Raw genomic sequence first — 20284 nt, 5'->3', positions numbered from 1 at the left:
GTATATTGACGCGCCGGCGGCGATGATCCGCTTCGCGAGTCGGCAATGTCGCCGTAAGCCTTGAAAGACACAAGTATCTTGAACGCCGAGAATCGCAACGCCGCCTCACTGCAAGTGGACGACCGGTCAGATGGTTCGGGGCAGCATGTTCGTCTCAGCGGCAACTGGCGCAGCGCCTATGTGCATCTTGTGCTGCACGAGTTCGAAAAGCTTCAGCGAGAGAAGACCGGCAATCTGACGCTCGATCTCTCCGATGTATCGGACATCGATACCGCCGGTATCTGGCTTCTGTGCCGGTTGAAGAAGCAGGAGGAAGCGGCCGGCCGCACGGTGCGCTTCGTCGGTACCAATCCTCATATCGACGAGATGCTGGAGATGTTTTCCGAGGAACCGGCCAAACCGGAGCCGGAACAGAAGGAAAAGGTCTCGCTTGCCGCGCGTATCTTGGCGCCGCTGGGCAAGATGACCTACGACATCTGGGACAATCTGGCCGCCTCGATGTATATCCTTGGCTCGGCGGTCCGCGGGGCACAGATGAAGCTCGGCCGCGGCAGTGGCGTTTCGCCGGCCTCGATCGTCAACCAGATCGATCACATGGGTGTGCGCGCCGTTCCGATTATCCTGCTGATGTCGTTTCTGATCGGAGCGATCATCGCCCAGCAGGGCGCCTTCCAGCTGCGTTATTTCGGGGCAGAGGTGTTCGTCGTCGATCTCGTCGGCATTCTGCAGCTGCGCGAAATCGGCGTGCTGCTGACCTCGATCATGATCGCCGGCCGCTCCGGCAGCGCGATCACTGCTGAAATCGGCTCGATGAAGATGCGCGAGGAGATCGACGCGCTGAAAGTAATGGGGCTGAACCCGATCGGCGTACTGATTTTCCCGCGGCTGGTGGCGCTGACCATTGCGTTGCCGCTTCTGACGGTGTTGGCGAACTTTGCCTCGCTGGCGGGGGCTGCGGTCGTCGCCTGGGGCTATTCCGGCATCACCTTCGCCAATTTCCTGGCGCGGCTGCACGAGGCGATTACGCTGTCGACCGTGCTGTCGGGCATGATCAAGGCGCCGTTCATGGCGCTCGTCATCGGTATCGTCGCTGCAGTCGAAGGCTTGAAGGTCGGCGGCAGTGCGGAGTCGCTCGGTCAGCACGTGACGGCCTCGGTGGTGAAGGCGATTTTCGTCGTCATCCTGATGGACGGGCTTTTTGCGATGTTCTATGCAGCGATCGATTTCTAGCATGGCGGGAAGCGTGGACGAGCAACCGATCGAAAGCGAAGGACAAGGCAGGGATGTCGTGCTTTCGGCGCGCGACGTCACTGTCGCCTTTGGCTCCAAGGTGGTGCTCGACAATCTGAACCTCGATATCTATCGCGGCGAGATCCTCGGCTTCGTCGGTGCGTCGGGCACCGGCAAATCGGTGCTGATGCGCACGGTGCTGCGGCTGCTGCCGCGCCGCTCAGGCACGATCAAGATCCTCGGCCAGGACTTCGACGAGCTCAATGAGCCGCAGCGCAACGCGCTCGACATGCGCCTCGGCGTGCTGTTCCAGCAGGGCGCATTGTTTTCGTCGCTGACCGTCAAGGAAAACATCCAGGTGCCGATGCGCGAATATCTCGATCTGCCGCGCTCGCTGATGGATGAGCTGGCGCATCTGAAGATCCGCATGGTGGGGCTTGCGGCCGACGCCGCCGACAAATATCCGTCCGAGCTTTCGGGCGGCATGATCAAGCGCGCCGCGCTTGCCCGCGCCTTGGCGCTCGATCCCGAGCTCGTCTTTCTGGACGAACCGACTTCAGGTCTCGATCCGATCGGAGCGGCCGAGTTCGACGAACTCATCGCCAATCTGCGCGATAGTCTCGGACTGACCGTCTATATGGTGACGCACGACCTCGACAGCCTGTTTTCGGTTTGTGACCGTATTGCCGTGCTCGGAAAGAAGCGGGTAATGGTGGAAGGCACGATCGACGACATGCTGGCCTATGACGATCCGTGGGTGCGGGCCTATTTCAAAGGTAAGCGAGCACGGTCGATCGTGCCGCAGGACAATGGCGCGCGGCCCGGCAACGGCAGCGGCGGGAAGTGACCGGATAGATGGAAACCAAAGCCAATTATACGATTGTCGGTTTTTTCACGGTGCTGGTGATCGCGGCCGCCTTCGGCTTCGTCTACTGGATGGCCGAATATGGCCGTGGCGGCCCGATGACGGAGTTGATCGTACGTATTCCCGGCTCGGCGAACGGGCTCAGCGTCGGCTCGCCGGTGCGCTTCAACGGTATCCAGGTGGGCTCGGTGCAGACGCTGTCGATCGATGCCGACGATCCGCAATATTCGTTGGCCTTCACCCAGGTGCGCACGGACGCACCGATCTACCCCTCCACCAAAGCCGCCCTTGAAATTCAGGGCCTGACGGGGGCCGCCTATATCGAACTATCGGGCGGCCGCAAGGGTGAGGAGAGTATCCTTAAACATGCGATCGAAAACGGCAAACGCGCCGTCATCGTTGCCGACCAGTCGAGCGTCACCAATCTTCTGGCGACCGCCGACAAGATCCTTGATCGCGCCAATGACGCGGTCGGCGAACTTCAGGGTTTCATCGAAGATTCGCGTGCTCCGCTGACCCAGACGTTCAAGAATGCCGAAACCTTCTCGGATGCGCTGGCCAAGAATTCCGACAATATCGACGCCTTCCTGCAGAGCGTCGGCGAGCTCTCCAACACGGTGAAGGCGGTTTCCGGGCGTGTGGATTCGACGCTTCAGGCCGTGGAATCGCTGGTCAGGGCCGTCGACGCTCAGAAGATCGACAATATCGTCTCCAATGCCGAGAAGATCACTGCCAATGTCGCCGACGCCTCGGGCGATCTGAAGGGCGCGATCCAGAAGTTCGACGAGACGGCCACCACCTTCAACGATTTCGGCAAGCAGGCGCAGGCAACGCTCGACCGCGTCGATACGCTCGTCGCCCAGATCGACCCGGCGAAAATCAAGGGGTCGGTCGACGATATCTCGCAGGCCACAAAGGATGCGCGTGTGGCAGTCGCCTCGATTCGCGACGTCGCCAACACGGTTTCGTTGCGCCAGAAAGATATCGACCAGACGATCCAGGACGTGTCGCAGCTTGCCAACAAGCTGAATTCGGCCTCGACACGCGTCGACGGCATTCTCATCAAGGTCGATGCGCTGCTTGGAACCGACAACACGCAATCGCTGTTCGCTGAGGCGCGCGAAACGCTGGAATCCTTCAAGAAGGTTGCCGACAATCTGAATTCGCGAATCGGTCCGATCGCGGATAACCTGCAGAAATTCTCGAGCGCCGGCTTGCGCGACGTGCAGACTCTCATCAATGACATGCGCGGGACCGTGAGCAATCTCAACGATACGATCAGCAACTTCGACCGCAATCCGCAACGCCTGATCTTCGGCGGAGACACGGTCAAGCAGTACGACGGCCGGACGCGGCGTTAACAGGGGAAGTCAGGGGTAGCCTAATATGGTCGCATCGCATCTGTTGTCGCGCCGTTCGTGGATCAGGGGAACGGTGATCGCGCTGCCGCTGACGGCGTTGATTCTTTCGGGATGCGGAACCGCGGCCAAGAACGACACCTATGACTTGTCGGGCGCCGTCGACGGCGACGGACCCGCGGCCAAATCCCGCCAGATCCTGATTGCCGGCCCGACGGCGTTGCGGGCGCTCGACAGCGAGCAGATCGTCATCCGCGTTTCGCCTTCGGAAATCCAATATCTTTCGCGGGCGCAGTGGGGCGACAAGCTGCCGCGCATCGTGCAATCGAAACTGGTCGAAGCCTTCGAGAATTCCGGCAAGCTCGGCGGCGTCGGCATGCCGGGGCAGGGGCTGGCGATCGACTACCAGATCGTCACCGACATCCGCTCGTTCGAGATTGATGCTTCGAACGGCAATCAAGCGGTGGTCGAAATCTCCGCCAAGATTCTCAACGACCGCAACGGCTCGGTGCGCGCTCAGAAGGTGTTCCGCGCCATGGCACCGGCTGGCGGCGACAATGTCGGTTTCGTCAAGGGTCTCGATCGCGCTTTCGCCGCGGTTGTATCCGAGATCGTCAGCTGGACGCTGCGCTCAATCTGAGACGGCGTTTGGCGATCGCTGCCGCGATATCAAGAGTTGCTGATTCTGAAAAAATCTGGCCCCCTCGGGGCTTAGGGCCGCGATCGTACTCAAATTTTTCACGAATTTGTGGAACCCATCATGTTAACGCTATCAGGAGGCACGCTGCATGGTGGTCGCACGAGTGTTCGGAAAGTCGTCGCCCGAGGCGAGCCAGCGCGAAAACGACCGTTTGGCTGCGCTGCAGCAGCTTGATCTGCTCGATACGCCGAGAGACGAAGGCTTCGAGCGGATTGTCCGCCTGATAAAGCAGATCTTCTCCATCGACATCGGCATCATATCCCTGATTGATGGCCATCGGCAGTGGTACAAGGCCTGTTCCGGCTTGTCGGCCGATGAGGTGCCGCTGGACGACACGTTCTGCCGCTGCGTGGTCGATTGCGACGAGCCGGTCATCGTGCAGGATGCCACGACGGATGCACGCTTCCTGAAGCACCCCGCGGTGACAGGCGAGGATCATATCCGCTTCTATGCCGGTGTGCCGTTGAGAACGAAACTCGGGCATATGATCGGGACGGTGTGCGCGATCGATCGCCGGCCAAGATCATTCAGCAGCAGAGACCTTGTCATTCTCGAGGAACTGGCGGGGGCGGCGATGGACCGCCTCGAGCTCATGCAGTCGGCAGCCACCGACAGCCTGACCGAGGCGATGACGCGACGCGCTTTCAAGCAGGAGGCCGAGCAGCTGATTGCGCTCGCTTTGCGGCACCAGCACGACCTGTCGTGCATTGTATTCGATATCGACCATTTCAAACAGGTGAACGACAGGCATGGACATGCCGCCGGAGACGCTGTCCTCAAGGCGGTGGCGTCCGCCTGCAAGGCGACCCTTCGCGCCGGTGATTTGTTCGGACGGATCGGCGGCGAGGAGTTCGCGGTTGTCCTGCCGCATGTTGACCGGGATGGGGCAGTCGCGGTCGCCGAAAAGATCAGAGCCGCCATCGCCTCGCAGCCCGTCCGCAGCGATCATGGTGTCCTGCATGTCACCGCGAGTTTGGGCAGCTCGGCACTCTCTATCGTCAGCAAGGAGATCGAGACCCTGCTGGCGCAGGCGGATGCCGCAATGTACCAGGCCAAAAACGGCGGCCGCAACCGCTGCGTCTCATGGAGCTCCATTCACGCCGATCACGCGATCAGCGCTCGCCGGCGGGTACTGAAAGCAGGTTCGATCCTGTTCAACGAGCGGCGTTCGACGATCGACTGCACCGTTAAATCTCTCGGCGCGGAGAGTGCGGGCATTTCGGTCTCCAATACGAGAGGCATTCCTCCGGAATTCATTCTTGCCATCAAGGGAGAAGGCTTCGAAACCAATTGCCGAGTGATTGCGCAAGACCGGCAGCACCTGGAAGTGGCTTTCAGATAGAATGGCGGCTTATTTCGTCGGCTGCGCATCCGTCATTGTCGCGCCTGGCTGTTTGCCTGGCGTTGTTGAGGCTGTGGCGGTCGATGGCGACGGCAGCGCGCCGTCCAGCAGGCTCGCCATCCTGTCGTCGCGCAGGCTTGCTGTCTTTTCGCCCATGACGACGCCGACGAGGCGGCGGCCATCCTTCAGCGCCGACGTCACGACGTTATAGCCGGATGCATCGGTATAGCCGGTCTTGATGCCGTCGACGCCGTCATACCGATACATCAGGTTGTTGTGGCCGCGAAACTTCATGCCGCGGAACTTAAAGCCGCGCATCGAGAAAAGCTTGAACTCCTCGGGGAAGTCGCGCATCAGCGAGACGCCGAGGGTCGCCATATCACGCGCCGTGGTGACCTGCTCCGGATCGGGGAGGCCCGAAGGATTTTTGAAGACTGTATCCTTCATGCCAAGCTGGTGCGCCTTGTCCGTCATCGTTCTGGCGAAAGTCTGTTCGGAGCCGCCGAGCTGTTCGGCGATCGCCACGGCAGAGTCGTTGGCCGACAGGACAATGATGCTTTCTACAGCTTCGCGCAGCGTCACCTGGCGGCCGGCGCCGATGGCGAGCTTGAAGGGCTCCTTGCTCTCGGCATTTTCAGACATGGTGAGCTTCTGGTCCCAGGTAAGGCGTCCCTCGTGCAGAGCCTCGAAAGCGAGATAGAGCGTCATCATCTTGGTCAGCGAAGCCGGATAGTTCAGGTCGTCCTGATTGGAAGCTTCAAGAACTTGCCCGGACTGCGCATCGACGACGAAGCTTGCCTGGCCAGCTTCAGCCTGAGCGAACGCGCACATCAGCAAGGCGGACGAGAGCGCGGTGGCGCGGAGGCGGGACGTCTTGGTCATCGGTGTTATTGTCTCTGTCTCTAAACGGCTGGGTGAGCCTTTGGCTAAACGCAAGCCGATCGAGAAAGTTTGTGACGAAATGAAGGACAGGCGGCAACAAAAGCCCTCTATCCACAGCTGGCTGCTTTCGCCCCGCGGTCTTCGGTTTTGACAAGGGCGCGCAAGGGCACATAGAAAATTCGTCATGAGCATGAAACGCGCGCCTTTTTTCCACGACATCAGTACCTGCCTGCAGGTTGCGATGGTGGCGGACGAGGTCTTCGCGTCCTGCTGTGACGTCGGGGCAGCTACGGGCGTCCGGCGCGTTGCCTTAACCGCCGCCAGCGGCAATGATTATCACGCCGCCTGCCTCGAACCGGTGCGCCGTATGGTCGCCTCGCTGATCCATCTGCCGACGCGGGTCGTGCCCTCCGACCGGCTGCCGGCTTATTCCGAGGTGACGATGGATATCGAAGTCGACAATGGTGACAACTGGATGGAGGTCTGCTCGGTCTCACGTCGCACGGACTTTCCGCAGCGCTACCGGACACAGCCGAAGAAGGGAGCGGCCGTCGACCACGATGTCCTCGTGCTGGAAATTCGCCATCGGTCTCGACCGGTGCGTTTACAATTGGGGCATGGGAGCCGATCGATAGGATAGGGGCGGGGCCGCAAAGGCGACAGTAGGCTGTGGAAGACTACTTCTGCTTGCCTTGCGATGCATCTCCTCTACAAAGACGTGATGGACGAGGCCGGACAAGTCGATCCGGCTTCGCTGCCGCATATGGTGAGAGGCCATGCTGGTGATCTTCGGCGGCTTGCCGGGTAGTGGAAAGCGACTATTTCGCTCGCCCTCGCGAGACGCCTCGGAGCCGTGCACGTGAGGGTCGATAGGATCGAACAGGCAATCAGAACGTCGGTTGACCCTTCGAATGACATCAGCCCGGCAGGTTATGTTGTGGCCTATGGCATTGCAGAGGATAATCTGACGCTAGGCAGGGTCGTGATCGCAGGTTCCGTCAACCCCCTGATGACAACCCGCGAGGCATGGCTGGCGGTCGCCGCGCACTCCGGTGTGATGGCGGCCGAGGTCGAGGTGATCTGTTCCGACGAGACCGAACATCGCCGCCGGGTCGAGACGCGGGAAACGGATGTGGAAGGTCTGGTCAAACCGACGTGGCAGGAAGTCGTCGAGCGAATATACGACGACTGGGGCAGAGGCCGATCACTGTCGATACGGCTGGGAGGGATGTGCCAGAGATCGTCGAGGCGCTGATCGTCAGGCTGAGGACCGAGCGCCTGCTCCCGATTTGATATCGTTGCTCCTGCCGAATTCATGAAAAGGCGATATCGGCCGCGGGGCGGATTTCCACCGCCGCCTTGCCAGCGTCGAACCCCTCGAGCGTTTCGTTGTGGTGGGCGATAATTTCGGAGAAGGTGAGGGTCGCCGTATCGCCTGTGGTATGGCCATCCGCCACCAGCGTCACATCATAGCCGAGCGAAATGGCACGCCTGACGGTCGTGTCGACGCAGAATTGCGACATGCAGCCGCCGACGACGAGATGGGTGACCGCCCGTTCATCCAGGCGTTCGGCGAGATCGGTCTCGAAGAAGGAGTCGGCGCTTTGCTTGCGGACGACGACCTCGCCTTCTCGCGGCGCAATCTCCCGGCGCAATGCCCATCCCACCGTGCCGACCGCCAATCGATGGCCGCTGTCTCCGTCATGTTGGACTAGGACGACCGGCGCGCCTGCCTGTCTCGCCTGCTCCTGCAGCGATGCGAGGCGAGCGACTGTTTGATCCAGTGCGGCATCGACGAGAGGCTGCCGCTCCGGCTTGGCCTTGCCGGAGAGAATTGCATTCTGCACATCGATGATCAGCAGGGCCTTGGTCATTTGGTTCGCGGTTCCATGGCGGAGAAGAAGATCAACCCGCCTCAAAAGTGAAAGCCGCTTGAGACGATCAAGCGGCTTCCGATCACTGTTATCGGCCAGGCCTAGCGGAGCCTGCCCGCTGCATGGGCGAGCATGGTGTAGACCTTGCCCGTATCCGAGGTGAGGTATGACTGGGTGACAGTCTGGTTCGGGTCGGTGCGGGCGACGTCGGCGAGCAGCTTTTCGAAATCGCCGATGTAGCGATCGACGGCGGTGCGGAATTCCGGTTCGCGGTCGTATTTGCGCTTGATCTCGTCGAAGGTCTGCTGGCCCTTCAGCGTGTAGAGGCGGCGGGTGAAGACGTCGCGCTCGCCGCGCTGGTAGCGGCGCCAGAGATCGACCGACGCATCGTGATCGATGGCGCGGGCGATATCGACGGAGAGCGAATTCAGCGATTCCACGACATGGCGCGGATTGCGGCTGTCGTTGCTGCGTGCGGCCGGTGCGGCGGTTTCCGCCGAGCGGGCGGGAACACGGGCCGGCGCCGCGTCCGCGGCCTCTTCGCGGGATGCTCCTCGCAGAAGATCGCTGATCCAGCCGCCGCTTTCCCGCGGCGGTTCCTGCCGGCCCAACTCCTGGCGAGTGGGGACTGGCTGCTGAACGGCCCGCTGAGGAGTGGCGGCCGGAGCGGACGGCGCAATCGTCCCGCGCAGACCCGCCGCTTCGATCGGCGGAGGCGCTGCCGGCTGCGGCGGCTGGGCTGCGATTGGCGGGGTCGGGCGCGGGGTCGGCTGCGCCTGGGCAAGCGAGCGGGCGGTGGGCTCGGAGATTTCGAGCTGCTGGCTGGAGCGGCCGACAAGCTGCGAGATATCCTGCAGGGCCTTGATCTGTTCGGCGACGGCGCGGCGCATGGCCGAGGCGCTTTCCTTGGCTTCCTCGGGCAGGTCGAAGGCGCCGCGCTTCAGTTCGGCGCGGGTGGCGTCGAGTTCGTTGCGGATGTCGGCAGCGGAGCGGCGGATGTCCTCGGTGGCGCCGGAGAAGCGACCGACGGCATCCTCGATCGCCTCACGCAACGATTCCCGCATGTGCTGGGCGGCACCGTCGGAGGCGCGGCCGGCTTCGCCGAGCATGCGCTCGACTTCCGACAGCGAGGCGGTGAGGCCGCCGCGAATACGGTTGGAGAGATCGCCGGAACGGCGCTCGACATTGGCGAAGGTGCTGTCGATCGTCGTATTGGCCTCGTCGCCGGCGCGGGTGATCGCCTCGCGCATCGTTTCGGCCGCTTCCTGAGCGCGCTTCTCGGTTTCCGTCAGAATGCGGCCGATATCGGCAAAGGAGGACTGTACACCTTGGCGCAGGTTGCCGGTGACCTGGTTGGAGCGCTGCTCGGCCCGCTCGAACACGGTCTCGATCATGCCGCCGAGCCCGCGCATGGTCTTTTCGATCTCGTCGGAGCGTTGGACCAGGCTGACGGAGAGGGCCTGCAGCGCGCCTTCACGCTCCTCGAGCGTCGAGGCGAGGTTGGACTGGGCGGCACCCAGAAGCTGCGAGGCCTGGGTCAGAACCTTGGAGTGTTCGTCGAAGCGGCCGATGATGCTGCCGACCTGGGCCAGCGTCTGGCCGGAGATGTCGGAGAGGCGGTCGACCTTGCCTTCGAGAAGTCTGGTCGAGGCGTTGACCATTTCGGCAGCCTTGGTGGCGGAGTCGGCAAAGCGGGTCGTGGTTTCGCCGAGACGCTCGTCGACGCTCGTCAGCTGCTCGGCGGCGCGGTTCATCATCATCGCCATCGCCGCGCTGCTTTCCGACATGCGCTGAACCAGACCGTTGACGTTGCCGACCAGGCTGTTCTCGATGGCGCTGACGGCGTTAGCGACATTCTCGGTGCGGGCGGCGACGGCGCTGGCGAGCGCTTCATTCTCGGCGCGCAGGCGATCGGCGCTGAGGTTGGCTGCCGCGGTGATGCGGGCAGCGGCCTGTTCGCCGGCATCGGTGTAGCGATCGATGATCGGGCGGGCCGTTTCGTCGAGGATACGGGTCAATTCGACAGAGCGGCCTGATAGCATCGAGTTGAGGTCGCGGGTGCGTTCCTCAAGCGTCGAGCGGATCGAGTTGCCACGCGCTTCGAGCGCCCGGTCGACGTCGGAGAGGGAGGTATCGATCTCGCGGGCACGTTCTTCGAGATTGGAGCGGATGGCGCTGCTGCGGGCCTCGAGCGCCCGCTCGACATCCGCCATGGTGGCGGAGATCTCGCTGCCGGCCCCCGACAGCGTCGTGCGGATGGCATTGCCGCGCGCCTCGAGAGACTGGCCGGCCTCCGACAACGCCCTGGAAATGGCATTGACCTGCGTGCCGACAACCGTCTCGGCCTCGGCGACCTTGTTGACGATGGCATTGCCGGCTTCCGAGAAGGTCTGGGCGACAGCAGCGGCCTGGGTTGCCAGGCGGTTCTGAGCTTCGGCAACCCGCGTGACGATCTGCGACGAGCGCTCATCCATGGTGCGGGTGAATTCGTCGCTTTTCGCATTGAGATCCTGGGCGAACTGTTGGCCGGTCTTGCCGAGCAGTTCAGTCGTTCTCGTCGCTTCGCCTTCCATTCCCTGGGCTGCTTCGGCCACCGCGCTACGCAGCGTCGAGGCGAGGCCGGCGGCCTTGCCCTCGATGGTCCGGTTGACAGCGTCGAGGCCGACGGTCAACGCGCGATCCATGGTGGAGAGGCGTTCCTCGATGCGTTCGTTGCCGCGGTCAAGGGTTTCGCCGAGACTTGCCGTACGGCCTTCGATGGCGCCTGCGAGCGTGGTCGTGCGGCTGTCCAGCGTCTCGGCCAGATTGGCGGTGCGGCTGTCGATTGCCTGCGTAAGATTGGCGGCGCTGCCTTCGAGCGTCGTCGAGATGCGTTGGGTGGCCTCGTCACCGAGCGCGCCGAGCCGGGAAATGCCGTCGGTAAGCACGCCGGAGAGTTGACTGGTGGCGGCTTCGACCTTTTCGGCAACGCCGCCGACGCCGTCACGGATGCGGGTCTCGATCGCCGTAAGACCGGCCTCCATGCGAGAACCGGTTTCTTCAAGACGTCCCGCAAGGTTCTCGACTGACTGGTCGAGATGGGCGGATAGGTTCTGGGCGGAGCTCGAAATCGTGTTCGCCGCCTCCTGGAAGCGGCCGGCAATCTGACCAGCGCCGGCACGCATACGATCTTCCAGTGTCTGGGCACCGGCATCGATCGCCTGGCGAATTGAGGCTTCACGGTCTTCCAGCGACATTTCAAGCATGCTGACGCTTGTCGCCACCGAAGTGCCGATGCTGGTCGCCTGTTCGGTCAGCGTATCGCTGATCTGCGCATGCGCCTGGCTCAGCGACAGCTCGATGGCATTGCCGCGATCCTCAAGCGTCGTGCGGATGCGCTCATGGGCAGAAGCGAGCCCGCCTTCAATGCGCGCCGCGGCCTCCTCGGCCATGCTCCCGAGCCGCGCATGGGCATCGCTGAGGCGGCCTTCGATGCGCCCGGTCAAGCCGCCGACGAGATCCTCGAAGCGGGCACCGCCCGCATCGAGAACGCCCGAAAGCGCCGCGCTGTGCTCGGAGAGGGCGGATTCAAGCCGCCGCTGATTGTCGGCATAGGCGTTGTGGATGGCGTCTGTCTTGTCGGCAAAGGCGCCGGCGACGCGGGCCTCTGCACTGGTGACGGCCTCCATGATTGCATTGCTGCGGGCTTCGAGGGCGCTGTCGAAGCGGCTCTGGTTGTCATCGAGCGAAATGGCGAGCGCCATGGTCTTTTCATCGAGCGTATCGGTGAGCCGGTCATGGCTTGCCGTTACGGCACCGACGAGCGCGGCGGCGCGGTGTCCCAGGGCTTCCTCGAGGCGGACCTGCCCTTCGTTCAGCGAGGCGGCCAGGGCGCTGGCCTTCTGGTCGAGCACGCCGTTCAGACGTTCATGTGTGCCGGAGACCGCATTGGTGATCGCGTCGGCACCTGATGTCAGCGTCTCCTCGAGGCGGCTCTGGCTCTCGTTCAGCGAAATGGCAAGGGCCATCGCTCGATCGTCGAGCGTCTCGGACAGGCGGTCATGGGTGGCCGAAACCGCATTCAGGAAGGATTCCGAGCGGCTCTCCAGCGTGTCCTGCAGGCGGCTCTGGCCTTCGTTCAAGGAGGCGGTAAGTGCCGATGCCTTCTCGTCAAGGGTTTCGGCGATACGCTCATGCGCACCGGAGACCGCCTTGAGGAAAGCTTCGGAGCGAGCTTCCAGCGTGTCTTCGATCCGCGTCTGGTTCTCGTTGAGAGAGATTGCGAGCGCCATCGCCTTCTCGTCCAGTGTTTCCGACAGCCGGTCATGAGTGCCGGAAACGGCATTCAGCAGCGCCGCCGACCGGGTCTGCAGCGTGTCCTCGATGCGAGCCTGACCTTCGGTCAGTGAGATGGCAAGCGCCATCGCCTTTTCATCCAGGGTCTCGGAGAGACGGTCATGGGTGCCGGATACTGCATTCAGCAGGGCTGCGGAACGGGTTTCGAGCGTATCTTCGATGCGTGCCTGCGTCTCGTTCAGCGAGTTGGCAAAAGCTGCCGCCTTATCTTGCAGCGTCTCAGCAAACCGGTCATGGGTGCCGGAGACGGCGTTCAGCAGGCCTGCGGAACCGTTTTCCAGCGTTTCCTCGATCCGGGCCTGGCTTTCGTTCAAGGAAATGGCAAGCGCCATCACCTTTTCATCAAGGGTTTCGGCAAGCCGGTCGCTCGTGCCGGACACGCTGTTCAACAATGCTTCGGCGCGGGTTCCGAGCGCGTCCTCGATCCGGGCATGGCGCTCGTCCAACGAGGTCGTCAGGGCCGCTGCCTTGGTATCCAGCGTTTCCGACAGCCGCTCATGCGTGCCCGAGACGGCGTTGAGGAAGGCTGCGGAACGGGTCTCCAGCGTGTCTTCGATGCGGCTCTGGCTTTCGTTCAACGAGATGGCGAGCGCCATTGCCTTTTCGTCGAGCGTTTCGGAGAGGCGGTCATGAGTGCCGGAAACGGCGTTGATGATGGCGTCGGAGCGGGTCGTCAGCGCTTCCTCGAAGCGGCCGTGATGGGTGGTCAGCGCATCGATCAGCGCTCCGCCGCGCTCCGCCATGACGCTGTCGATACGCTCATGGGCTGTGCCAACCGCGTCCCGGATTTCTGCGGCGCGCGCTGTCAATACGCTGGTCAGTTCCTCGGCGCGGCCGCCGAAGGCCGTCGTGACCTGCTCGGTGCCGGCGGCAACGGCGGCGGTCAAATCAGTGGTGGTTGTGCGCAGCGTATCGCGGAATTCGGCCGAGCGGGCCTGAAGATTGTTGTGCAGGTCGGAGGTGCCTGATGCAAGCGCCAGCGCGATGTCCGACGTGGCGCTCTGCAGAGCCGAGGTCAGCTCGCCGGTGCGGCTGGTGAGTGCGGTGGTGATTTCTTCGGTGTGGCTATTTAGCGTGCTCTCCAGCACTTCATGACCGGTTGCGAGCGCTGTCGCGAGCGCCAGTGACTGGTCGGTCATCGAGGAGCCGAGCCGGTCGATGCTGGAGCTCAAAATGCCCTCGATCGAATCCGAACCGCCGCTCAGCGTTTCGTTGATGCGGGCAAGGCTCTCCATCAGCTTGGTGTCGAGCGAGCCGGTGCGCTTGTCGAAAGCGCTGGTGAATTCGGCGACACGCTCGTCGAAGGCGGTCGACAGCTGGGCAACGGTCGTCTGCAGGCGCTCTTCGAAGAAGCCGGAGCGCAGATCAAGATCCATGACGGCGTCGTCGGCAGTGTTCTGCAGGCTCTGGCGGAAGGTTGCGCCCTTCTCATCGAGCGCGCTGTTCAGCTTTGAGAGCACATCGTCGAGCGTCCCGCTGATGGTGCGTTCGCCAGATGTCAGGCTCTCGTTGATCTCGCGGGTGCGGGCGATCAGGATCTCGTTCAGCTGATGCGTACGCTCGTTCAGCGCCGCGTTCAGCTTCTCGGTGCTGCTGTCCATGGTCGAAGCGCGCGTCTCGAACTGGCTGAGAAGTCTTTCGCCGTGTTCGTTGAGGTTGACGGAAAGCGCTTCGAGGCGGTTGTCGAATTCGGTGGCGAGCGCAAAGCCGGAGGCGTTGAGCGTCTGGAGCAGGCTGTCGGTCTTGGCGGCAAGCAGGCTGCCCATCGACTGCAGGGCGCTGTCCGATTTCTCCAGGATCGTCGCCGCGCGCGTGTCGATCAACGAGGCGAAGGCTTCGCCCGATGTGGCGAGTCGCACGGCGATCTCTTCGGTCGCCAGCGACAGTTCTTCCTTCAGCTGGTCGTGGACGCTGCCGATCGAGGTGCGGATGCGGTCGGCATGATTGACGATCGCCTCTCGCTCCGAACCGAGTTCATGGACAAGACCGCGCACACGCAACTCGTTGTCGGCATAGGAGCGTTCGAGAGCGTTGACTTCGGAATGAACCAGCGTTTCCAGCTCGGAAGCGCGCGCGATGGTGCGCTCGATGCCTTCGTTCATCGCCGAGACCTCGCGGCGCACCGCCTGGCCAACGGTCATGATGCGTTCGGAGGCGATGGTTTCCGGCTCCGCCAGGCGCAATGCCACCTCTGCCATGGAGCGGGCGGCGTTGCGCATGTCCTGAGCGCGGGAGATCATGATGGCGAAAGCATAGAACATCATCACCGGAATGATGATGCCGACCAGGCCGGCAATGACGCCGGGCAGGGCGACGAGATCGGCGATCGAGCGGATCTGCCAGATCTGCGGCGCATAAAGCAGCGACATCAGGCCGAGGCCCGCCATGACCCAAAGCACGGAAAACAGGGTGGCGGTGCGCATGGCCGAGCGGCTGGAAGCGCCGTCGAAGGATTTCAGGATCGACGCGGGCGTGTTGCGGCTGGCATCATTGGCGGGCGCGAAGGCCGAAGCCCTGGAAGCCTGCTCGGCCCCGGCGCCGCGGCGGCTGCGGCGCTGCGCTTCTTCCTGGCCCTGCTGATTGCGCGCATTCGATGGATCAGACACATTACCCTCCGGCGCCTGCGGCGCGTCGCCGCGGCGAGACGGCACGTTATCCTTGCCGAAGTCGATCTGGAGCGCCTCGTCCAACGCCTTGAACGCTTTGTCCTCGATCGACTCGCTATATTTGTTATTCGCCATTCGGTTACGCCTCGTTACTGTCGGCCGGCCCGGCAGCACATCCCCGGCTTCCACCTTGTCCGGGAACAACTTTGCCGTAACGGCCATCCATCCCAACCGCGGACGGATAAGCATGTCATTTCAGAGTAGATAGCCGCTTTTTCAAACGGAAGGTATCAAAACACTACCATTATCCACTCACTCGGCAAAGGCGCGTACCATAAACCCGCTCCACCAGTATCGTAGTGACACATCTGGGCTCTGCACACAATTAATGAAGGCTTGAGATTTGTGGCTCGTTAACTCGTTGTTAACACCTTTAAATCCGATGCCCCGCTTAAAAACCAATAATTTAGGGATATTTAACGGATGTTAACCATACCGTGAGATTTCCGCGCCCGATGTGCCGGAATTTAACGCGATGGCCACCCTCGTGACGCAGAACTGTAGCAAGTGCGGACGATCTGAGACGGGAGAAATGGCAAATGGCGGCCCAGCTGGCAGCATTGAAGATCGTATTCGAAGCGCCTGATAATGCAAAGGGGGCGTGCCCCTCTAAGGTCCGGCCGATTGATCTCGTCCATCTCGCAAAGCAGACGATGGGCGACAAGTCCCTGGAAATCGAAGTCCTTCAGATGTTTGCGCGTCAGGCGCGGGCGTGTCTCCAGGATATGGCGAGCGGTGAGACCGTGCGTGTCGGCGCGGCCGCGCATCGGCTGAAAGGTGCGGCGAGTTCGGTCGGCGCATTCCGCGTGTCGCAAACGGCTGAGGTCGTCGAAGAGACCGGCGGCGATGCCAGCGCGTTGGCGGCGCTCGGCGCGGCCGTCCTCGACGCCGAGAATTTCATTCTCAAGCTTTGCCGCGGCTGACCTCCAAATCTTCTTTCTTTGATCGAACGAGGCCGTTGTTTCATTGCGGAACCACGGGTCTTTTTGCGACGTCCCAGATGACGCTTTGAAGACGGCGGTCGAAGGCCCGATCTGCGAGGTTAGGGCGGATTTCCGAATGTTGACTGACGCGTCGAATTGTCGGAAGAAACTCCGCCCACCCATTTGAAGACCGGAAATAGTTCTGATGCCCAAACTTACCATCGTCGCCTTCGACGGCACGCGCTTCGACCTCGACGTCGACCAAGGCTCCACCGTGATGGAGAATGCCGTGCGCAATTCGGTGCCCGGCATCGAGGCCGAATGCGGCGGCGCCTGCGCCTGCGCCACCTGTCACGTCTATGTCGACGAGGAATGGACGGAAAAGGTCGGCCAGCCGGAAGCGATGGAAGAGGATATGCTCGACTTCGCCTTCGACGTGCGCCCGACCTCGCGGCTCTCCTGTCAGATCCGGATGAAGGCCGCTTATGACGGGCTCGTCGTGCACGTGCCCGAACGCCAAGCCTGAGGCGCTCTGCGTTTCGCGCCAGCGCATCGGCCCGAAAATCGGAATCGATTTTCGGAGGCGAACATCCGACATCATCACCACAAAAAAGACGCCTCGCGCGCTGGTGCGAGCGAGGCGAGGCGGGCGCATTACCAACGGATGAGGGAGGAACATCCGCGGCTTAGGAACGCGCCAGGAGAACCCAACGAGGAAAGTCCAGATGCCGTAGCTGAACTTTCGAATGTGTTCATATTAACGCGTTCCGGTTGAGTCTGCCAGGATGAAAAATGACCATTAAAACGCTGGGGAAGGGGCAAGTTTCCCACAAGTTTCGTTGCGCAGCTAAGTTTTTTCCCTCGTAACCAGCCTGGAAAAGCCTTATTTTCCGCCGGCCCGACCGTTGATTCGATTTTTCAGCAATCTCAGCATGCGCTTCTGGAAGTTGACCGCCTCAACCCGGTCGAATCGCGCCTGCAGCCGATCGTGCTCCTCTATACCGCGAGCTGATTCATTGGAGACGAGCTCCTGCATGGCCTCGCAGCTGCGCTGCTGCGGCAATGCGCGAATGGCGCGCTCCATGGCGCGCGCCTGATCTCTGGCGATCTCGGCATGGCGCTCCTCATGGCGCTTGATGTCGCTCGACAGTGCGTCCCATATCATCGACAGCTCCTTGTTGGCGCCTCTGCGGCTGTTCCAGCGCGGCAGGATGATCTGGGTGTGAACCGTGACCTTGACATTGCCAACGCGGCATCGGCCATTATCCTGGATATAGGTGGCCTCGCCGCCGAAGCGAATCTTGGTGGCGCCGGGATGGCGTGCCGACGAACCGCTCGCCGTCGGGCCGCGCCGGCCGAGTTCCCGGTCGAGCTCATCGGCGGTTTTGCCGCGGATGTCGAAATAGGAATAACTTTTCGATGCGATCACTTCGGCTGCCGCTGGACTGCTGAGGGAAAGAGCAATGGAAAAGGCGACAGGAAGGTACATATAACGCATTGCAAGCGGCATTCTGAACGCAACCCATGTTGAAATCGGCAGGAGCTTGGGGCATAGCCACCGTAAGCGCAATATCGGATGGCGGCTTTTTTCGTCATCAATAGGACAAGTCTGGTGACAGGGCTCGAAGGCAGTTTCTGGCGTGTCGGCCATGGCCGGGAAATCGAACTCGGCCGTCGTTCTCTCATCATGGCGATCATAAATGTGACGCCGGACTCCTTCTCCGACGGCGGACGTTTTGAAACCGTCGATGCCGCCGTCGAACACGCATTGCAGGCGGTCAGCGACGGTGCTGCGATCGTCGACATCGGTGGTGAATCGACCCGGCCGGGTGCGGCGTCGGTCAGCCCTTCGGAAGAGCAGGCGCGTGTGTTGCCCGTGATTGAGGCGCTGCGCGGTCGCACCGAGGCGCTGATCTCGATCGACACCTATCGCGCCGAGACGGCCCGGCTTGCCGTCGGCGCCGGCGCCCATATTGTCAACGACGTCTTCGGACTGCAGAAAGATGCAGGTATCGCGGATCTGGCCGCGGCCACCGGGGCGGGGCTCTGCATCATGCATACCGGCCGTGACAGGGTCAAACTTGCCGATGTGATCGCCGATCAGGCGCATTTCCTCGAACGGTCGCTGGCGATCGCCGCCGCGGCCGGAGTCAACAGCGACCGGATCGTGCTCGATCCGGGTTTCGGCTTCGCCAAGGAGACGGCGGAGGAGAACCTGGAGCTGATGGCGCGGTTTTCCGAACTTTCGCGCTTCGGCCTGCCGCTGCTTGCCGGCACGTCACGCAAGCGCTTCCTCGGCGCTGTGACGGGGCGCGAGGCGCCGGAGAGGGATGCGGCGACGGCCGCATCAAGCGCGCTGCTCAGGCTTCAAGGGGCTGCGGTTTTCCGGGTGCACAATGTCGCAATCAACAGGGATGCGCTTGCTATCGCCGATGCTATGCTCAATGCGCGCCAGGAATTCGAGAGGAAGCGGCCGACATGACTACCTACACGATCACGCTGCAGAACTGCGCCTTCTTCGCGCGCCATGGCGTGCATGACGAGGAGGAATTCCTCGGCCAGCGCTTCTTCGTCGACGCCGAGCTCGATGTCGTCGCCGGCGAGGCGCTGGAAAGCGATTCGATCAACGACACCGTCAATTACGGCATTGCCTTCACGGTGATCGAGGAGATCGTCACCGGCAAGCGACGCTACCTCATCGAAGCCCTGGCGCTCGATATCGCCAAGGGCCTCTGTCAGACATTCCCGCAGGTGCGCCGGGCGAAGATCACGGTGCGCAAGCCGAATGCGCCGGTGCCCGGCGTGCTCGATTTCGTGCAGGTGAGTGTTGAGCATTTTGCCTGAGGCTACATCGCAATCAGCCACACTCGGCCTCGGCGGCAATATCGGCGATCCGGTAAAGGCGATGGCCGCGGCGCTGCAGAGACTGGACGAGCGCGACGACTGTCGTGTCACCGCCGTGTCGCGGCTCTATCGCACGCCGCCATGGGGCAAGACGGACCAATCGTTCTTCTTCAATGCCTGCGCCGCGGTCGCAACCCGGCTCCCTCCAGAGGCGCTGCTCGATGTCTGCCTTTCGATCGAGCGTGAGATGAAACGCGAGCGTGTCGAGCGCTGGGGACCGCGCACACTCGATATCGACGTTCTGACCTATGGCAACGTCGTCCAGCAGGCGCCGCGGCTGGAGTTGCCGCATCCCCGTATGACCGATCGCGGTTTCGTCCTGATGCCGCTTGCCGATATCGCCCCAGGCCTTCTCGTCAGGGGCCGGCCGGTCAGCGACTGGCTGCTCGACGCCGACGTGACCGGCATCGAGGTCGCCGATGACAGCGGCGACTGGTGGCGGAGCGCCTGAGGCACTAAAACGCTAAACGGCGGGAAACCCGCCGCTTCGGAAAAACCCGTCATGCAGTCCGTCTATTGGATGGAGCCGACGGCCATTTCGTCGACCTGACGAGTCAATGTCAAGCCGATAACCGGGATCATCTGGCTTTCGACCTTGACCGACACTGTGACGTTCATCGTCTTATCGTCACGCACGCGGGCGATCATGGCGCCATTCAGCTTGGCGCGGTTGATGCCGACCACGACGGTGTCCTCGGTGACGGCGCCGGAGACGACGTCAAGACCCTTGCCGGCGGCGCCGTCGAGGAACTTGCCCTTATAGGTGGAGCCCGACTGCGAGATGACGGCGCTCATCGGCTGCTTGAACACACCGACGCGGCAAGTGCCGTCGAGCTTGATGCCGGCAGTGCTGTCGCCGGTGGGTTCACCGGTCAGGTTGCAGGTGAATTTGGTGCCCTTGTACTTGCCGGCGACGATCTCGCCGGGGCCTTTCCAGGAACCGGTGACGGATTCGAAGAAGGCCTTGTCGCGGGTTGCGGCAGTGGCTGCCGGAGCGACGTCTGCGACAGGAGACAATGCCGCGGCGGCGAGGCCGCATAAGAAGAGGAACTGGCGCGAATACATGGATTTTCCTTGGCAAACACCACTCACGAACTGGAGCCAAGTTTTGCCGAAGAATGGTTAATCCTTCCTTTCGATTGTGCCGAATTGCGAAGGATTGGATTTCTGTCGCGCCGCGCGGATCGTAGGATCCGTAGGCTACG

Annotated in this window: 15 protein-coding genes and 2 pseudogenes; 12 read left to right on the top strand and 5 right to left on the bottom strand. The window is 62.2% G+C overall.

Annotated features, from left to right (window positions below):
• The first annotated feature begins 60 nt into the window (after window positions 1–60).
• The 5 genes from RHE_RS12000 (at window position 61) to RHE_RS11980 (ending at window position 5495) form a co-directional block, all read left to right on the top strand.
• Window positions 61–1230, top strand: a complete 1170-nt coding sequence (locus RHE_RS12000; protein ID WP_011425608.1) for an MlaE family lipid ABC transporter permease subunit — start codon at window positions 61–63, stop codon at window positions 1228–1230.
• Between the two features lies 1 nt (window position 1231).
• Window positions 1232–2077 carry an ABC transporter ATP-binding protein gene (locus tag RHE_RS11995; protein ID WP_011425607.1) on the top strand — a complete coding sequence of 282 codons (846 nt, stop codon included), beginning with the start codon at window positions 1232–1234 and terminating at the stop codon, window positions 2075–2077.
• Between the two features lie 8 nt (window positions 2078–2085).
• The gene (locus tag RHE_RS11990; protein WP_011425606.1) at window positions 2086–3456 is read left to right on the top strand and encodes an MlaD family protein; all 1371 of its coding nucleotides are present in this window, start codon (window positions 2086–2088) and stop codon (window positions 3454–3456) included.
• Between the two features lie 25 nt (window positions 3457–3481).
• A complete protein-coding gene (locus RHE_RS11985; RefSeq protein ID WP_011425605.1) occupies window positions 3482–4093 on the top strand; it encodes an ABC-type transport auxiliary lipoprotein family protein in 612 nt (203 codons plus the stop codon).
• A 148-nt stretch (window positions 4094–4241) separates the two neighbouring features.
• Window positions 4242–5495, top strand: coding sequence for a sensor domain-containing diguanylate cyclase (locus tag RHE_RS11980; RefSeq protein ID WP_011425604.1), 1254 nt, complete (start codon window positions 4242–4244; stop codon window positions 5493–5495).
• 9 nt (window positions 5496–5504) lie between these two features.
• On the opposite strand, the gene RHE_RS11975 is transcribed toward RHE_RS11980, so the two are convergent.
• Window positions 5505–6377, bottom strand: coding sequence for a D-alanyl-D-alanine carboxypeptidase family protein (locus RHE_RS11975; protein ID WP_020921433.1), 873 nt, complete (start codon window positions 6375–6377; stop codon window positions 5505–5507).
• A gap of 307 nt (window positions 6378–6684) precedes the next feature.
• Between RHE_RS11975 and RHE_RS11970 the strand changes: the two are divergent.
• Window positions 6685–7012 (top strand): annotated as a pseudogene (locus tag RHE_RS11970) (aminoacyl--tRNA ligase-related protein); the annotation flags it as partial.
• Between the two features lie 141 nt (window positions 7013–7153).
• A pseudogene (locus tag RHE_RS11965) lies at window positions 7154–7670 on the top strand (AAA family ATPase).
• Window positions 7671–7690: 20 nt separating this feature from the next.
• Here RHE_RS11965 and RHE_RS11960 read toward each other — a convergent pair.
• On the bottom strand, window positions 7691–8251 hold the full coding sequence (locus tag RHE_RS11960; protein ID WP_011425600.1) for a cysteine hydrolase family protein: 561 nt from the start codon (window positions 8249–8251) through the stop codon (window positions 7691–7693).
• A 101-nt stretch (window positions 8252–8352) separates the two neighbouring features.
• On the bottom strand, window positions 8353–15327 hold the full coding sequence (locus tag RHE_RS11955) for an apolipoprotein A-IV repeat region-like domain-containing protein (RefSeq protein ID WP_011425599.1): 6975 nt from the start codon (window positions 15325–15327) through the stop codon (window positions 8353–8355).
• 464 nt (window positions 15328–15791) lie between these two features.
• On the opposite strand from RHE_RS11955, the gene RHE_RS11950 reads away from it, so the two are divergent.
• Both RHE_RS11950 and RHE_RS11945 read left to right on the top strand, forming a co-directional pair.
• On the top strand, window positions 15792–16175 hold the full coding sequence (locus RHE_RS11950) for an Hpt domain-containing protein (RefSeq protein WP_011425598.1): 384 nt from the start codon (window positions 15792–15794) through the stop codon (window positions 16173–16175).
• Between the two features lie 205 nt (window positions 16176–16380).
• Window positions 16381–16701 carry a 2Fe-2S iron-sulfur cluster-binding protein gene (locus tag RHE_RS11945; RefSeq protein ID WP_011425597.1) on the top strand — a complete coding sequence of 107 codons (321 nt, stop codon included), beginning with the start codon at window positions 16381–16383 and terminating at the stop codon, window positions 16699–16701.
• Window positions 16702–17058: 357 nt separating this feature from the next.
• On the opposite strand, the gene RHE_RS11940 is transcribed toward RHE_RS11945, so the two are convergent.
• Window positions 17059–17685 carry a DUF922 domain-containing Zn-dependent protease gene (locus RHE_RS11940; protein ID WP_020921428.1) on the bottom strand — a complete coding sequence of 209 codons (627 nt, stop codon included), beginning with the start codon at window positions 17683–17685 and terminating at the stop codon, window positions 17059–17061.
• A gap of 102 nt (window positions 17686–17787) precedes the next feature.
• Between RHE_RS11940 and folP the strand changes: the two genes are divergently transcribed.
• The 3 genes from folP to folK are packed head-to-tail and all read left to right on the top strand — an operon-like array spanning window position 17788 to window position 19530.
• Window positions 17788–18657 (top strand): dihydropteroate synthase, encoded by an 870-nt coding sequence (gene folP, locus RHE_RS11935; RefSeq protein WP_041678874.1) that lies wholly within the window; start codon window positions 17788–17790, stop codon window positions 18655–18657.
• Entirely contained in the window at window positions 18654–19019 is a 366-nt protein-coding gene (folB, locus tag RHE_RS11930; RefSeq protein WP_008525873.1) for a dihydroneopterin aldolase, read from the top strand. The genes folP and folB overlap by 4 nt, the downstream gene beginning before the upstream one ends.
• Window positions 19012–19530 carry a 2-amino-4-hydroxy-6-hydroxymethyldihydropteridine diphosphokinase gene (folK, locus tag RHE_RS11925; protein ID WP_011425594.1) on the top strand — a complete coding sequence of 173 codons (519 nt, stop codon included), beginning with the start codon at window positions 19012–19014 and terminating at the stop codon, window positions 19528–19530. The genes folB and folK overlap by 8 nt, the downstream gene beginning before the upstream one ends.
• A 62-nt stretch (window positions 19531–19592) precedes the next feature.
• Here folK and RHE_RS11920 read toward each other — a convergent pair whose 3' ends face one another.
• Window positions 19593–20144, bottom strand: coding sequence for a hypothetical protein (locus RHE_RS11920; protein ID WP_011425593.1), 552 nt, complete (start codon window positions 20142–20144; stop codon window positions 19593–19595).
• Window positions 20145–20284 lie beyond the last annotated feature (140 nt).

The organism is Rhizobium etli CFN 42, assembly GCF_000092045.1.
GTDB lineage: Bacteria > Pseudomonadota > Alphaproteobacteria > Rhizobiales > Rhizobiaceae > Rhizobium > Rhizobium etli.
This window is presented reverse-complemented; position numbering and strand designations above follow the sequence as displayed.